13 protein-coding genes and 2 pseudogenes are annotated in these 16,040 nt (G+C 58.1%); 13 read left to right on the top strand and 2 right to left on the bottom strand.

The annotated features are described in order from the left end of the window. Positions 1–57: 57 nt before the first annotated feature. Positions 58–678, bottom strand: coding sequence for a TetR/AcrR family transcriptional regulator (locus SB772_RS01955; protein ID WP_410831594.1), 621 nt, complete (start codon positions 676–678; stop codon positions 58–60). 77 nt (positions 679–755) lie between these two features. On the opposite strand from SB772_RS01955, the gene SB772_RS01950 reads away from it, so the two are divergent. The 3 genes and pseudogenes from SB772_RS01950 to SB772_RS01940 all read left to right on the top strand — a co-directional run. Beyond that, the gene (locus SB772_RS01950; protein ID WP_410831593.1) at positions 756–2,216 is read left to right on the top strand and encodes an efflux transporter outer membrane subunit; all 1,461 of its coding nucleotides are present in this window, start codon (positions 756–758) and stop codon (positions 2,214–2,216) included. A gap of 240 nt (positions 2,217–2,456) precedes the next feature. Next, positions 2,457–2,645: pseudogene (locus SB772_RS01945) on the top strand (hypothetical protein); the annotation flags it as partial. 273 nt (positions 2,646–2,918) lie between these two features. After that, positions 2,919–3,146 (top strand): annotated as a pseudogene (locus SB772_RS01940) (DDE-type integrase/transposase/recombinase); the annotation flags it as partial. 298 nt (positions 3,147–3,444) lie between these two features. Here the strand turns inward: SB772_RS01940 and SB772_RS01935 are convergent. After that, positions 3,445–4,359, bottom strand: coding sequence for a LysR substrate-binding domain-containing protein (locus SB772_RS01935; RefSeq protein WP_410831592.1), 915 nt, complete (start codon positions 4,357–4,359; stop codon positions 3,445–3,447). Between the two features lie 135 nt (positions 4,360–4,494). Between SB772_RS01935 and SB772_RS01930 the strand changes: the two genes are divergently transcribed. The 10 genes from SB772_RS01930 (at position 4,495) to SB772_RS01885 (ending at position 15,208) form a co-directional block, all read left to right on the top strand. Then, positions 4,495–5,697, top strand: coding sequence for a mandelate racemase/muconate lactonizing enzyme family protein (locus SB772_RS01930; RefSeq protein WP_410831591.1), 1,203 nt, complete (start codon positions 4,495–4,497; stop codon positions 5,695–5,697). Between the two features lie 27 nt (positions 5,698–5,724). Next, positions 5,725–6,981 (top strand): aromatic ring-hydroxylating oxygenase subunit alpha, encoded by a 1,257-nt coding sequence (locus SB772_RS01925; RefSeq protein WP_410831590.1) that lies wholly within the window; start codon positions 5,725–5,727, stop codon positions 6,979–6,981. Then, positions 6,978–8,024 (top strand): Ldh family oxidoreductase, encoded by a 1,047-nt coding sequence (locus tag SB772_RS01920; RefSeq protein WP_410831589.1) that lies wholly within the window; start codon positions 6,978–6,980, stop codon positions 8,022–8,024. Before SB772_RS01925 ends, SB772_RS01920 begins: the two co-directional genes overlap by 4 nt. Continuing rightward, complete coding sequence (hutH, locus tag SB772_RS01915; protein WP_410831588.1) at positions 8,021–9,538, top strand: HAL/PAL/TAL family ammonia-lyase; 1,518 nt, start codon at positions 8,021–8,023, stop codon at positions 9,536–9,538. The genes SB772_RS01920 and hutH overlap by 4 nt, the downstream gene beginning before the upstream one ends. A gap of 61 nt (positions 9,539–9,599) precedes the next feature. Then, complete coding sequence (locus SB772_RS01910; protein WP_410831587.1) at positions 9,600–10,553, top strand: PDR/VanB family oxidoreductase; 954 nt, start codon at positions 9,600–9,602, stop codon at positions 10,551–10,553. A gap of 125 nt (positions 10,554–10,678) precedes the next feature. After that, positions 10,679–11,539 carry a transporter substrate-binding domain-containing protein gene (locus SB772_RS01905; RefSeq protein ID WP_410831586.1) on the top strand — a complete coding sequence of 287 codons (861 nt, stop codon included), beginning with the start codon at positions 10,679–10,681 and terminating at the stop codon, positions 11,537–11,539. Between the two features lie 94 nt (positions 11,540–11,633). Continuing rightward, entirely contained in the window at positions 11,634–12,356 is a 723-nt protein-coding gene (locus SB772_RS01900) for an ABC transporter permease (RefSeq protein WP_410831585.1), read from the top strand. 55 nt (positions 12,357–12,411) lie between these two features. Further along, positions 12,412–13,194, top strand: coding sequence for an ABC transporter permease (locus tag SB772_RS01895; protein ID WP_410831584.1), 783 nt, complete (start codon positions 12,412–12,414; stop codon positions 13,192–13,194). A 49-nt stretch (positions 13,195–13,243) separates the two neighbouring features. Further along, entirely contained in the window at positions 13,244–14,047 is an 804-nt protein-coding gene (locus tag SB772_RS01890; protein WP_410831583.1) for an ABC transporter ATP-binding protein, read from the top strand. A 300-nt stretch (positions 14,048–14,347) separates the two neighbouring features. Beyond that, positions 14,348–15,208 carry an EamA family transporter gene (locus SB772_RS01885; protein ID WP_410831582.1) on the top strand — a complete coding sequence of 287 codons (861 nt, stop codon included), beginning with the start codon at positions 14,348–14,350 and terminating at the stop codon, positions 15,206–15,208. Positions 15,209–16,040 lie beyond the last annotated feature (832 nt).

Raw genomic sequence — 16,040 nt, 5'->3', positions numbered from 1 at the left:
GGCTTTCATTATGGTTCTAGTGACTATTTCAGTCAAGCGTCACTAAATGTGCTCGCATCAGGGTGACAGACTTCGCAGTACCAGGCTGGACAGCTGCGCGGGCGCGACATCGGTGGTGTCCCGGTTGTATTGCAGAAGCAGTGGGTTGAGGTAAGGGCGCAACACCAGATAGATTGCCATCGCGGTTTCGTCCAGCGGCGTCTTGCGTTCGAAGTCTCCGCTTTGCCGACCTTCCTGCAGAACTTCCTGCAGTAGCTTCTGAACACGTGCTTCATAAGCTTGCACGGCCTGCCAGTTTTCCGTCGCGGCCGATGCTGCGATGTCGTACAGCTTGCGGTCCCGGAAAAACAGCTTGAGGCTGGCTTCGGTAAAGACCTTGAACATCCGTCGCAGCTTTTCCGGCGGCAGATCGGTCTCTGCGACGGCCGTCCTGACCTCGCTTTCGATCTCTTGCAGGCAGTTGACGCAGATCATCTCGCCAATGGCCTGCTTGGATTCAAAGAACTTGTAGATGTAGGCCTTCGAAAACCCGATTGCCTTGGCAAGGTCGGACACCGTCGTTTTCTCGTAGCCATACCGGCTGAAGTGCTCGGTAGCGGCGGCAACGATCTGGTCCCGTACCTCGTGATCAGCCGGACCGCGCGCGGGAACTGCGGAGGGCGTGGGAATGTTTTTCATGGACAAAGCATACAGGAATGGACAACCAGTGACTATTTGGTATTATGGTCACAGTTAGAAATTTCGCAGAGACGCTCATGCTACCCAAACATCTCCTTGCCGCGCTCATTGCTGCCAGCCTGTCGGCGGGCTGCGCTGTCGGTCCCGACTATAGCCGGCCTGATGTAACCATGCCGGACCATTTCCTGGGCCAGGCCGCGGTAGATCACCGTCAGGCGGCCAAGAGTGCAGACTTGATCACGTGGTGGACGGGTTTCGGCGATCCGCAACTTGCGCGATTCATTACGCTCGCGCTGGAGCAGAACCTGGACCTCGCGCAAGCCGCCGCGCGCGTCTCGCAGGCGCGCGCGGGACTCGGGGCAGCGAATGCGGCGCTGCTGCCATCTGGGAATGTCAGCGGCCAGGTAGCCCGGATCTACCAGTCGGTTGAAACTCCGCTGGGACGTGTCCTGAATTCAACGCCCGGTTTTGATCGCTACGGCAACGACTACGAAGCCAATGTCAGCGCGAGCTGGGAACTGGATGTGTTTGGCGGCCTGCGCCGCGGGCGGGAAGCAGCACTTGCCGACTATCAGGCTTCAGAGGCGGGCGAAGCGGCCACGCGCCTGGCTGTGGCAGCACAGACTGCCGACATCTACATCACGATTCGCGGATTGCAGGCTCGTCTGCAGGTGGCCCGCAAGCAGTTGCAGACGCAGCAGGATTTGCTCTCGACCATCAACCTTTTGTACGGAAAGGGGTTGGCGGCCGATCTACAGGTGAGCCAGGCCGAAGGCGCGCTGGCGCAGGTGAAGGCATCCATCCCGGTGCTGGAGGCCGGCCTCGATGCGGCCATGAACGCGCTGGACGTGATGCTGGGTGCACAGCCCGGCACGCATCGGGCGGAACTCCTCGAGGGCGGCGATATCCCGGCCGCTCCGCGAATCGCAGGCACCGGATCGCCAGGCGAGTTGCTCAGGCGTCGCCCCGATCTGATCGTGGCCGAGCGGCGCCTCGCTGCATCGAATGCGCGTATCGGTGTGGCAATCGCTGAGTATTACCCCAAGCTGTCGCTCAGTGGACTGATTGGGAGCGCCACCTCTGTGGCCAGCGGAAACCTGTTCAGTAGCGGCGCCAGTCAGGCCGCTGGCATGCTAGGTCTGCGCTGGCGTCTGTTCGATTTCGGCCGCATCAATGCGCAGATCAATGAGGCAAAAGGTCAGGATGCCGAAATGCTCGCCGCATATCGGCTTGCCGCATTGCACGCAACGGAGGACGTCGAGAATTCTTTCTCTGCACTCGTGAAGCGCGAGGAGCAGGCCGCCGTTCTCGCGCAGGGTGTGAACTCGCTCGGCCGGGCGCGAGCCGCCTCGTTTGCGGCCTATCAAAAAGGTGTCGTCAGCCTGATCGAGGTCCTGCAGGCCGACGACAACCTGCTACGCGCGTCGGATGCGCGGGTGCAGGCGCAAACGGAATCAGCACGCGCAGCCGTCGCCGCGTTCAAGGCGCTCGGAGGAGGGTGGCAACCTACCGATCCTGGGGTCGTTGCAAGCCGATAGGACCACCGCTCCCGCCCGGGTGCAATGGGGCCTTTCGTTCGCAAAGGCTTCCTCCGATAGTCAAGCTCGGGGTTCTGTTTTCGGCGCCTGAAAATGCGCAAGGCGCACGACCGGCAAGTGACCGTTGGGACTTCGAGAACAGCCACAATTAATGCAATGACCTCGCTGACGGAAAGGGGGCGGTCAGCGACATCTACCGAAATCCGCGATGAGCCAAACAAAAAAGCGCCCGGTCCCGGAACCGCGAGCACGCAGTTGCACGAGGCCGGGTTCAACAGCGACTGGATAGAAAAACGTCTGGCTCACGAGCAGCGCGGGGTGAAAGCGGTGTACAACAAAGCCGAATATGCCGAGCAGCGGAGAACAATGCTGCAGGCGTGGGCGGTTGTCCGCAATGATCGGCACGCGTCCGTCGGCGGTGGGCGGTAGCGTCCGCGCGGCAGCCAGTCGCTGCGGGTGGTCGTTGGGCGGGACGGTCTGAACCCACGTCACCTTTGCTGGTGGCCCGGTGCGCAGATCCACCGACTGACCAGCCATCAATAGGCGGCGAGCCTCCAGCAGCCATTGTCCAAGTGTTTCCGCACCGGCATTGCGCCACCGCCACGGCGTGGCCAGTTCCGCCACGACCGGAAAATGCGCGCACACTTGCTGCTCGCAGTTGGCCAAGGCGTTGCCACGGAACCCGAGGATGCCCTGCATCGGATCCGGTCGTCGAAATATCTGAACAACGTGATCGAGCAGGACCATCGCCACATCAAATCCAGAACGAACGTGATGCTCGGTTTCAAACGGTTCGGGAGCGCCGCGACCACGATTTCAGGCATCGAGTTGACGCATCGAATTCGCAAGGACCAGTTCGATCTCGCGAAGCTCGGCCCCAAGGATGCCGCTGCGCCCGCCGTATGGAATGCTGTCCTGTCCACTCGATAAGATATCCTGACTATAGGAAACTTCTCATCCGGCTTACCTATTTTGCACCAGAACCCGGACGAAAACACTGGAACAGACAATCCGGTCTTGTCTTCGCTCGCAAGCGCCTTGGCCGCGCTGCCCTTGCCTTGGATCGAAGTCGGGAGTCTGCCTCTCGAACACGGCCCGAACGGACAGGCTTCAAACCGCCCGGTGCCGCTGCGTTCACCAGGCGTTGAGGGATTCCTGTCAAGTCGCTTCAGTTTCAATTAAACGCGCGTCGCGACAAAAGCACCTCAATGATTTTTACGCCGAAACCCTACCCGTCGACGGCTTCCAGTAACCACTCTCTCAGCGCCCGAATCTTAGGTAATTGAGCTCGCGGTGCGGGATAGATCAAGTAATAGGACAGGCCCTGTTCGAGAACATGATCAAACGGGGCAACGAGAACGCCATCGCGCAAGCTTTCACGCACCAGATTAAGGTCCCCTAAAGCGACTCCTTGACCGCGGGTCGCCGCAGACAGTGCAAGATCCAGCGTATCGAAGGTTTGTCCTCGCTGGGGCTTAGTTCCGCTAATGCCGACTGCTTCCAGCCATCGCCCCCAACCTTGAATCGGAAAACAGTGCAGTAACGGCAAGCTCCTGACGTCTTCTGGCACCGTTAGGCGTTTTGCCAATTCCGGCGAGCACACCGGTGTCAATCGCTCCGGCATTAGCTCTATCGCTTCTACATCCTTCCAGTCTCCGCGTCCCTGAATAATGGCCGCGTCAATATCGTTGTCCTCAAAACGAGGCTCCCAAGCGTCATAGGTCGTCACGCGAACGTCCACGTCCGGCATGACTACACGCAAAGATGGCAAGAGCGGCAAGAACCAGCGCGTAGCAAATGTTGGTGGCATCCGTAGCGTCAAGACCTGGCCCGCGTTGCGAAGACTTTCACAGATATTGGCAAGACGCGCCAAGGCATCCTCTACCACGGGCAGAAGTGCTTCGCCGTCTGGCGTCAAGCGTAGGCCGCGCTTATGGCGAATGAACAGCACGACACCAAGATGTTCTTCAAGCTGCTGCACTTGCCGGCTTATCGCACTCTGCGTAACGAAAAGTTCAGTGGCCGTTCGACTGAACGTTCCGCAACGCGCAGCGCTCGCGAACACTTCAAGCGAATGGAGAGGTGGCAGATGCCGGTTGAAATTGGTGCCGGTGAATGCATGATCTGGACGCATGGATACCATGAGAAAATACCTCTGTTGTGTTTATTTTCAGGCAGTTACATTGAGTCTGTCATGTAATTGCCCGCGTTGAATGCATACATCAAATGCACTTCGCGTGTGCGAAAGCCTAATCCGAATTTAAAGGGGGCGGTAGCAATGAAGATTAAAAGCGTCAAGGCAACACCGATCAATTTGCCGCTCGATGCGCCGTACGTCTGGGTCTTCGGGGAGCTTCCCGGTTTCTCCACAACCATTGTGGAAGTGGAAACGGAGGACGGGCTCGTAGGGATCGGCGAGGCGCCGTCGCCCTACGCCGCGACGCTCATTCGAGAGCATCTTGCGCCGAAACTGATTGGCCATGATGCCCTTGACATAGCAGGAGCAGAATTCCTCTGCGTACCATTCTGGGCGGGCGTGCAAAGCATTAACGATAGCGCGCGCATCGCCGCGTTCGGCGCGGTCGAGATGGCTCTGTGGGATTTGCGCGGCAAGGCATGGAACCAGCCGATTTATCAACTGCTCGGTGGCGCTGTTCGAAAGGACATACCGTTTACCGATTATTTTTCTCTGCGCGCCGACGGTCCGATTAAGCTTGACGGTTCGCGTGTTCGCGGCGAGCAGACCCCGGAAGCTGTGGCCGACTACTGCGTGGAGTTACACGAGCGGTACGGCACCACGTATTTTGAAGGCAAGTTCTCGACGCAGGACCCTAAGGTGTCGCTGAGAATGCTTGAGTTGATCCGCGCCCGCCTTGGCGAGGACATCATGTTGCGTATCGATTCGAATCAGGCGTATTCGCTCGCAACCGCGCGCCAACTCGCGCGCCCCCTCGAGGAACTTGGGGTGCGCAACTGGGAAGATCCGGTGCGAACAATTGAGGAAATGGCAGAATTGCGGCGCCATTGCTCGATTCCGTTTTCCACCCACAACACCGACATCGCGCGCGCTACGGCATTCCGAGTGCCCGACGCCATCGTAGGCAACCCCGCTGTCCTGGGTGGCATTGGTCGCATGGTTCGTTTCGTCGGCGCGTGCGAGCATTCGGCGATCGATTTTTGGTGTTACAGCGGGGACTCTGGCGTCGGCAGTGCTGCTTATCTCCATCTTTGCGCCGCGTTGGGTTGGATTCGCGAGCCCAATCAGTCGCTGTTCCGCATGCAAGTGACAGATGTGATCGCGGAGGGGCCGTTCGCGCCCAGGAACAACACTGTTCGCGTGCCCGAAGGCGCGGGGTTGGGGGTGACCGTGTCGCGGGAGAGACTTGCTTATTGTCATCAGGATTATCTTAAAAACGGGCCGATGAACAAATACCACGATCCCGCCCGGCCTGGGACCTATCGTCGTCTGCCGCTTGTTTAAGTGATCTGCATGATTAGGACTGCTGAAATGAAAGAAAGCATAATCGATCGCACCTGGTCCATGCTTCGCAAGCGAAAACCGGACTGGAGTCTCGACCAGCCGTTTTATGTCGAACAGGACGTTTTCGATCTAGAGATGAAGCTGTTCTTCAGCAAGCATTGGCTTTTTGCGGCCATGACTTGCGAGATCTCCGAACCGGGTGACTGGGTCCGTGTGGACATTGGTCGCGAGTCTGTGGTTATCGTTCGGAAGAAGGACGGAGAAGTTGCTGCGTATCACAACACCTGCCGGCATCGCGGCTCGCGAATCTGTCAGGAGGAGCGGGGCCACGCGGGCCGGCTCGTGTGTCCGTATCACCAGTGGACTTACGGCCTTGATGGGCAACTCATTGCTGCGAGACTCATGGGTGATGACTTTTCGAAGGATGAGTTCGGTCTGATCCCGGTTGCCGTCGGCGTGGCGGGAGGCTACATCTTCGTCAACTTCTCCAGCAGTCCGGCGGATTTCGAACCACTTAAACGTGACGTTGAGCCGTATCTATTGCCTCACGGACTCGATGATGCAAAGGTGGCCTACACGCAAAATCTCGTCGAAGACGCGAACTGGAAGCTGGTCATTGAAAACAATCGTGAGTGCTATCACTGCGTTGGCGCCCATCCGGAGCTGATGCACATCATCACCGAATTCGATGACCCGAATGATCCACGCATCAAACCCGAATACAAGGAACTGGTCAAACGCAAGGGAGCGGACTGGGACCGGCTCGGGATTCCGCACGCTCATACGCATGGCAGCGAGGTTTACCGTGCGGTGCGTTTGCCTTTCGCCTCTGGGCGAGTGTCGATGACGGCAGATGGTCGCCCGGCGTGCACGAAGTTGCTTGGGAATCTGACCGATCCGGATTTGGGATCGGTGCGTTTGCTCAGCTTGCCCAATAGTTGGAATCACATTCAGGCTGACCACGCTGTAACCTTTCGGGTGCTGCCAATCAGCCCGGAGAAAACGCTTGTTACAACGAAGTGGCTTGTCCATAAAGATGCGCAAGAAGGTGTCGACTACGATCTCGAACGGCTGACCGAAATCTGGGCGAGCACAAACGCGCAGGACCGGAAACTTGCTGAGAATAACCAACTTGGTATTCGTGGCAGTGCGTATCGGCCGGGGCCTTATTCGGGGTTGATCGAAGGGGGCACGCGGGACTTCGTTCGCTGGTATGCCAACGAGATGCAAGCCGCGCTCGCTCCGCTCTTGCAGATCAATGCTGAGCACGGAGCGGCAGCATGAGCGCCACGCTCACGGTGGATCTGGCCGACCTAGAGACCCTTGCTGCACGTGCGTTGCGCGCTTCGAATGTCGGTTCCGCCAACGCAAACGCGGTCGCCCGCTCGATCGCCTATGCCGAGCGCGACGGGCAACAGATTGTCGGACTGTCCTACCTGCCCACGTACTGCGCTCATGCTGCGTGTGGCAAGGTCGATGGTTTTGCGGAACCCGTGCTCGATGTGCTATCGCCTGCGGTGATTCGCGTCGACGCACGGACCGGCTTCGCTCATCCAGCGCTGGCGCTTGGATTGCCCGCATTGGATGACGCAGCGCGTCGCGTCGGGGTCGCCACGCTTGCGATCGGCAATTCCTATGCATGCGGGTCACTAGGCTACTTCATAGAGGAACTGGCGGAGCGCGGATTGGTCGGGCTGATGTTTGCGAACGCGTCGCCATCAATCGCACCTCATGGTGGCAAGGTCCCGTTTTTCGGCACTAATCCGCTCGCGTTCGCAGCTCCTCGAAGCCGCGAGGCACCACTCGTGATCGATCAGTCGTCGAGCGTCGTAGCGAAAGTCGCTGTCATCGATGCATGTGAGCGTGGTACGGCGCTGCCTCTTGGCTGGGCGCTGGATGCCGACGGCCAGCCCACCACGGACGCCGCTGCGGCGATGGCCGGCAGCCTAAGCCCAATAGGCGGCTACAAGGGAGCAAGCCTCGCCCTGATGATCGATTTGTTCGCGGGCGGACTGACCGGATCGAACTTCTCGTTCGAGGCGTCGTCATTCGGCGATAGCGACGGCGGCCCCCCGCGAACGGGGCAGTTCGTAATCGCATTCGATCCGTTGGTATTCGGCAGTCACAGTTTTATCGAACGCACAGAGACTTTGCTGATGGCAATGCAATCCGAGCCTGATGTCCGTGTGCCTGGTGCGCGCAGGACAGACGCACGCAGGCGGAACCAGGCGGGCATCACGGTCCCAACTGCTTTGTGGGAATCGATTCAACGTCTTGCCAGAGATCCGGCGTCGATGCCGGGGGATGGCCCTGAGGAATGCATATGAATTCCATCATTCTCGATGGACCGCTCGGTTGGTCACAGGTTGCGGCTATCGCCGTCAATAACGCCTCGCTAGAGTTGACTGCTGCGGCCAAGAGCCGGATCAGCGCCGCTAACGCCATTGTGCGCTCGCTGGTGGAACGGCATATCCGTGCGTACGGGGTGAACACCGGGGTTGGCGCGCTTTCGGACACGATCGTGCCGCCGCAGCAGCAAGCAGCGCTGTCGCGGAATATCCTGATGAGTCATTCGGTGGGAGTCGGGGCGCCGTTGGGAGTAAGCGAGACGCGCGCGATCATGGTGGCCGCCGTCAACAACTATGCACACGGTTACTCAGGCTTGCGTCTTGTTGTAGTCGAACGTGTCGTTGCGTTGCTCAATGCCGGATGTACTCCAGTGATTCCGCGTCAGGGTTCAGTAGGTTATATCAGCCACATGGCGCGCGTCGGCCTGATGCTGATAGGTCACGGCCGCGCGATGCTCAATGGCGAGCACTTGTCCGCCAAAGAAGCGCTCCAGCGGATTGGCCTTGACCCGCTCATATTGGAAGCAAAGGAGGGCCTGTGCCTTGTGAATGGCACGCCCTGTGCGACTGGGCTCGCGTGCCTCGTACTCGAGCGTGCGAGGCGCATGATGGATTGGGCCGATGCAATTTCGGCTATGACGTTCGAAACTCAGCGCGCTCAGACAGGTGCGCTCAATTTGGCGTCGATGGCACTACGTGCGTCACCCGGTTTGACGCACGTTACGCAAAAGCTGACTAGCATGCTGTCGGGATCCTCCATCCTAGCGGCAGCCGCTGGACGCAAGACACAAGATGCACTGAGTCTCAGGAGCGTCCCACACGTCCACGGCGCGGTGCGCGATGCATGGACCGATGTGGCGACAGTGGTGAACCGCGAACTCGCGAGCGTGACCGACAATCCCATCGTTTCAGGCACGCCCGCTGCGCCGGAAGTCCATTCTCAGGCACACGCGGTGGGCGCCGCTATCGGGCTCGCCATGGATCATTTGGGTATCGCGATGGCAGAGCTGGGTGCCATTTCTGAGCGAAGAATCGATCGCATGGTCAATCCGCTGATCAGTGGATTGCCGGCGTTCCTTGCTCAGGCCGGCGGAGTGGCATCGGGCCTGATGATTGCCCAGTACACAGCCGTGTCTCTAGTCGCTCAGAACCGGCGTCTTGCTGCCCCCGCTAGTCTTGATGGTGGCGTGACCTCGGGCCTCCAGGAGGACATACTCTGCCACGCGACGCCAGCAGCGTTGAAAGCGGAAGAGATCCTCGACAACCTGCAAAAAATCTACGCGATCGAATTGTTAGCCGCATGCCAAAGCTACGATCTGCTCGGCAAGGAACTTGCTCCCGCGCCGCAGACGTCGGCGTTGTATCAAACGCTGCGCAGTGAGATCGCTACCTATGCCGACGATCGTCCGCTGGGTGACGATATCGCAGCGGCGGAATGTTTCATCACGCAGATCACACCCGATTCTGTTTTGGTGCAGATGAGTTGCGCTTAACGAACGGATCTATCGCGCGAGCTATTGACGTGCTAACGATTCACATATGGCGGGAGCAACCGTGCTCGAAGTCCTCGTAAGTCAAAAAAAGCTGGAGGCGGATGACGTCTACAGCTTCGAGCTCAAGCCAACTTTTGGAAAAGTGCTACCTCGGTTCAGCGCGGGGGCGCATATCGACGTCCATGTTGCACCGGGCGTGATCCGTCAATATTCGTTGTGCAACAGTCCCTTGGAGCAACACCGCTACGTAATTGGTGTGTTGGATGAACCTGCATCGCGTGGCGGTTCACGTGCGATGCACGAAGAGATTATGGAGGGACATTCGCTGCAGATTAGTGAGCCGAGAAATATGTTCCCGCTAAAGGCTGCCGCGGAAAAGCATTTATTGTTTGCTGGTGGAATCGGTATTACACCCATCATTAGCATGGCATATGAATTATTGGAGGTCGGCGCGGACTTCGAAATTCATTATTGCGCTCGGGCGCCAGAGCGAGCTGCATTTGTCGAACAGATAAAGGACTCCGGGTTGGCAGCAAAAGTGCAATTTCATTTCGACCAGTTGGCGCCCGCTCAGAAGCTGGACGCGCGCGCTGTTCTGGCAGACCCGCGGCCGGATGTCCATATTTATGTATGTGGCCCTGGTGGTTTCATCGAATACATTCTGGGGACGGCTCGTTCCTGTGGATGGAGCGATGGCCAGCTTCATCGCGAGTATTTTGCAGCGCCTGAGGTTGCTGATGCTGTCGACGACTCCTTCGAGGTCGAGATTTCTGGCTCGGGGTTGGTGCTGAAAATTCCTAAAGAAAAAACCGTTGTGGAGGTGCTGCGCTCCGCTGGTATCGACATACCGACGTCGTGCGACCAGGGCATCTGCGGATCATGTCTGACTCCGGTGCTACAGGGAATCCCTGATCACCGTGACCAGATCATGAGCGACGCGGAGCACGCCAGAAACGACCAGTTCACCCCTTGTTGCTCGAGAGCCAAGAGCCGGCGCCTCGTGTTGCAGATTTAAAGCACCCGGTTCTGCCGTAAGTCCGCTCCGGCTCGGAGCGGACCGCTATGTTTCTCGTACTTTTCTTAGCTCACGTCTGGGTGTTGGTCGCCGACCTTCTCAGGCACAAATCATAGGAACCGAAAATGAATGTCCCTTCATACATTACTCGTTGTCTATTATTAAATGTGGTCCTAAGTATGGCGGCGACGCTGTCGCTCGACGCGCAGGCAAAAGACTGGACGACTGTGACGGTTGCCACGGAAGGCAGCTACGAACCGTGGAACATGACCTTGCCTGGCGGCAAGCTTGGAGGATTCGAGCCAGAATTGATGGAGAACGTCTGCGCTCGGATCAAGATCAAGTGCGAACTGGTCGCGCAAGATTGGGACGGCATGATTCCCGGGCTTCAGGCCGGGAAGTTCGATGTCCTCGTAGACGCCATTTCGATCACGCCCGAACGCGAAAAAATTATTGCCTTCTCACGCCCCCATGCGGCGACGCCGGCAGCATTCGTGTCGGTAGGCTCGGGCGTGCTGCCTAAGCCGGTCGGCAACGGACAGGTTGTGCGGCTAAGTGGCGATCCGAAAGCTGACAAGCCAACCGTCGATCTGCTGCGTCAATATCTGAAGGGAAAGACTATAGGCATTCAGTCGGGGTCGGTCTACACGCAATTTATCGAAGATAACTTCAAGGATATCGCTACGATCCGCGTGTACAAGACTGCACCGGAACATGACCTTGACGTAGTGTCCGGTCGCATCGACGTAGCATTTGACGACGTGACCTATTGGGTAGTCGCGCTGGCCAAACCGGAAAACAAGACTCTGGGGTTCACGGGACCGAAGATCGCCGGATCGATCTGGGGACCGGGAGAGGCAATGGCATTCCGACAGTCGGACAAAGACTTGCAAGAGAAATTCAATGCGGGTGTAAGCGCAGCCGTGACCGACGGCACTGTCAAGAAGTTGGCGATGAAATGGTTCAAGGTCGATGTAACACCTTGAGCGTGTCCATCGGGGCAATTTGAGTCCGGCGGCCAGGCCGTCTGCAAGACGGCTCGCTTGCCGGTGCAGGTCATACAGGCGTTGAGGAGCAGCGATGAATCTATACCGTATCTTGGGATTTGGGGTCGAAGGGTGGGGCGCCGCGCTCCTGCTCGCTACGCTGCTTACCGTAAGCCTTACGCTCGTGGCGCTGCTCGTGGGTGCGGTAATCGGCGCGATGGTTGCGGCAGCGAAGCTGTCGTCGCGCCGCTCGGTCATGATCGTCGGCGAGGCCTATACGACGATCTTTCGCGGGGCGCCCGAGTTGCTGATCATCTATTTGTTCTATTTCGGCAGCTCCAACGCGGTAACCGCAGTGGCTAGGCTGTTCGGTTCGGAAGGATTTGTCAGCGTGCCGGCCTTCGCGGTCGGAGCGATTGCGGTCGGTGTTATCTCTGGTGCTTACCAGGCCGAAGTCTATCGGGCGGCAGTGCTCGCTGTCCCTCCAGGCGAGATTGAAGCGGCACGCGCGATTGGAATGCCGCTTTTGATGGTCCGGCGCCGTGTACTTATTCCTCAAGTGGTGCGCTATGCGCTACCTGGCATTGGCAACGTCTGGCAACTCAGCTTGAAGGACTCGGCACTGATCTCCGTCACGGGTTTGGCAGAGCTGATGCGCACGAGCCAAATTGCAGCTGGCTCAACGCACCAGTACTTCACGTTCTATGTTGCGGGAGGTATTTTATACATTCTTCTGACGAGCGTCTCCAACCGCGTCTTTAAACATGCCGAAGCACGCGTGGGACGCTCGTTCCGTCAAACTTTCGCCCGACAGTAACCGGGCAGCGCGGGTCTGCACGCGAATCGCCTCGACATGGAAAGGTACGATATACATGAACATAGACTTCGACTTCCTGGCAGACACGCTGCTGAAGCTGCTTGCCGCGCTTCCGGTCACCCTGGCACTGCTTGTGTCATCGCTAATCGCAGGCGGCCTGCTAGCGCTGGCGATCGTAGCGATGAGACTAAGTCCGCTATGGCCATTGAATCGTCTCGCTAGCGGCTACTTGCTGCTGTTTCGTGGATCGCCTCTTTTGATCCAGATGTTCCTCGTGTACTACGGCGTCGGACAATTTCAGGCTATCCGCGAAAGCTTCTTATGGCCTCTTTTGCGCGCTCCTTTCTCGTGCGCCGTGTTGTCACTTGCGTTGTGTACCGCCGCCTATACAGCCGAGATCATCCGTGGGGGACTGCAGGCTGTACCGCATGGAGAAATAGAAGCCGCTCTTGCCTGTGGGATGTCACGCTTTACCTTGCTTCGCAGAATCGTTGGCCCGATCGCACTGCGCTATGCGTTGCCCTCCTACTCGACTGAAGTGGTCCTCCTAGCGAAATCCACTGCGCTGGCCAGTCTCGTAACGGTTTGGGATATGACGGGGGTGGCGCAGCAAATAATTCAAAAAACGTACCGCACGATGGAAGTATTCTTGTGCGCCGCAGCCATATATCTCGTACTGAACTTCCTCATTGTTCGCGCGCTTGCGTTGCTCGAAGCGAAGCTTTCGCCGCACACTCGAGCAAGGCGTTCAACCGTTGCCGAGCCTGTTCGCGCGGTCTCGTCACGGGGGTCGGATGAACAGCCGGTCAGGGCAGATGCGCAGCGAGCCGATCTCTGATCTGGATCCCAACCCGGTTTTTAGTCCTTCAAGGAACGCGAGCCCATTCATGCAAATCACCAGAAGCCAAGCAGACCTAGTCCCACTCTCCGTCACGGGTATTCACAAGTCGTTCGGCCACGCGCACGTATTAAAAGGCATTTCACTCGATGCCCATAATGGCGACGTAATATCCATTGTTGGATCGAGTGGATCAGGGAAGAGCACATTCCTGCGGTGTATCAATATGCTCGAAACGCCGGACGAAGGCACGGTGTCTGTTGCAGGAGAGATGATCGAGATGTTTCATGGCAGGCACGGGCGACTGCAGCCGCGCAGCCGTCGTCAGGTCGACCGGGTTCGCGCGCAGCTTGGCATGGTATTCCAGAGTTTCAATCTATGGTCCCACATGACGGCTCTGGAAAACGTCATGGAGGGTGCGCTGCATGTACAAAATCGCGCCAAAGCGGAGTGCATGTCAGAGGCGGAAGACTTACTCAAAAAGGTGGGTTTGTACGAAAAGCGCCATTGCTATCCCGCCCATCTATCAGGCGGTCAGCAGCAACGTGTGGCCATTGCGCGGGCATTGGCTATGCATCCGAAGGTCATGCTTTTCGATGAACCGACGTCCGCGCTCGATCCCGAACTGGTCGGCGAAGTGTTGCGCGTGATGCGGTCGCTGGCGGAGGAAGGACGCACTATGCTAGTCGTCACTCACGAGATGGATTTTGCCCGTCATGCGTCGAACCGGGTGGTGTTTTTCCACCAGGGACTGATCGAAGCGCAAGGCACACCAGGGGAACTCTTCACCGATTGCAAATCCGAGCGCTTTCGGCAATTCGTTTCGGGTCATTTCGGGCCTTGTCCAAAATGATCTCCACGGCAAGTCACGATTCTCCAAAATGACTTCTGCGATCCCTAGTGACCGGCAGATAAAGGTGGAGTTGCCAAGTGCGATTGCGGTTGAAAGTGGCATTGGTTGAGCCTTGTTTGTTGGTGCGGTGTCGAACTGGATTGCAAGCGATGTCGCGTCCTGCGCAATGTTATCGCACACGGAATTGAGGTTTTCGCTGTGCGAGCGGATCGGCCTACGCCCAAGTGGTGTCGGGAGGAATACCGTCAAAACGTCACTGTATAGCGTTCCTCGACTTACTCGGAGATGAGGGCGGTAGATATGAAGATAGTTCCGGTTATTTGTTGCCTCATGGCATTGATCGCGGTGCAGGCGGGTGTCGCAATATCCCTCCCAGTCATCACATTGATCGGACCTGTCCAAGCGTCCTTTGTCCGGTTCTCCTTTGCCGCGGCCATCGCTGTAGGCGCGAGCGCGGCTTTTCGCCCCCGGTCCCTCACACAGACCGCGTTGCTGCCATCACTTTTCATGGGCGTCGCTATGGCGGGCATGGGCATATTCTTTTCGAGTGCCGTCACACGCATGCCGCTTGCCTTGGCGACAGCGATTGAGTTTCTCGGACCGCTCGGCATAGCCGTGGCAACCAGCCGCAGTCTGTTCACGGTATTGATTGCGTTGCTGGCTTTCGCCGGAATTTGTTTTACATTGGCGGTGGGTTCAGCCGATATATCACTATATGCTGCGCTGCCTGCTATCGGCGCAGCAGCAAGTTGGGCCGCATATATATTGGTTGCCAAGAAGGTAGGGCAAGCAAGTTCCAGCGCCGGCAGTTTGGGCATCGCACTAGCAGTCGCGGCCGTTCTGAGCTGCGTCACCAGTCTAGCAGAAGGCACTTTCCAACTACCGTCCGTATCCGTCCTCGGTCGACTGTTGGTCGCAGCGTGTTTTTACCCGCTCATTCCTTATGCATTGGAAATGCGGGCATTAAAGACAATGCTTCACTATCAGTTTGGTATTTTGATGAGTGTCGAGCCTTTGGTCGCCGTAGCGATTGGGTGGTCGATACTGGGTCAAGGAATCAGTCGCTGGCAGATCATGGGGCTTGCGATGATTACCTTTTCCAATGCACTGTCGGTGAGCCATCGAGGTGTCGTAGCCTCTTTGCCTGAGACCACTCGGTAGGCGAGCGAATTGAACTCGTAACTGGTCTTTAAGAAGCAAACGCACAAGGTCCCGGGCGCACGCCTGTCGACAAAGAGCTCATCGTCGCCGGGGTTCGAAGTTCGTCCGGTTACGACAAAGCGACAATGAGCACAAGGTGCTGATGTGTTCCGCGGTCGAGTCTGTTGCCCCATTGATTTTGAATTAGCACCCCTCTGTGCTGAGTTCTAGGTCGTGGGCGAATGTACGTGACAGATACGGAACGCGGGCAAGTCCTTGCTGCGCCACGCAGCCGAACGGTGCGCGCGGCGTACGTGTAACGCGCAACAAATTGGTCTTGATGCACGAGGCCTGCGAATCGCGCGACGGAGTCATGAGCGCCATGACGATGCGCGAGGTTGACCGGCTCAGAACGCGCCGTCGGCCTTCGTGTTAGCCACAAATTCGCGATAGACGTCCCGGTCGAATCAGCTTCGACGTCCAGCCAAGCGGCGACAGGATCGAGCGCGCGCGTCGCGGTTGCCGGCAGCACAGGACGACGGCAGGTGTCGCGCGTAAAGAAATGTAGTCGTCCACACCGGCAACTGCCGGCCGTCACGTAGTCGGCCTGAGAGCGCTGCCTCGCAGAAAACGGCGCGCCGCAGTGACAGTGACACGTGTCGAAGCGCGGGGTGCCGTGGATCGGGCACGCGTCGAGCAGCGCAACGGAAAACATGGCGGCATGGTAGCCAGCCGCCAGGCAGGCGAAGCAAAGGCGTGGTCCCGGTACGACGAGTGCGCGGCTCAGCCATAAGGGCAGGCCGCCCTTGCTCGACCACCGGAATGCCTCCGGTGATTCGCCGAGAGCGTGCGC

The organism is Paraburkholderia sp. SIMBA_030, from assembly GCF_046535245.1.
Lineage (GTDB): Bacteria > Pseudomonadota > Gammaproteobacteria > Burkholderiales > Burkholderiaceae > Paraburkholderia.
The sequence above is the reverse complement of the archived record's forward strand: the minus strand, read 5'-3'. Positions and strand labels throughout refer to the sequence as shown.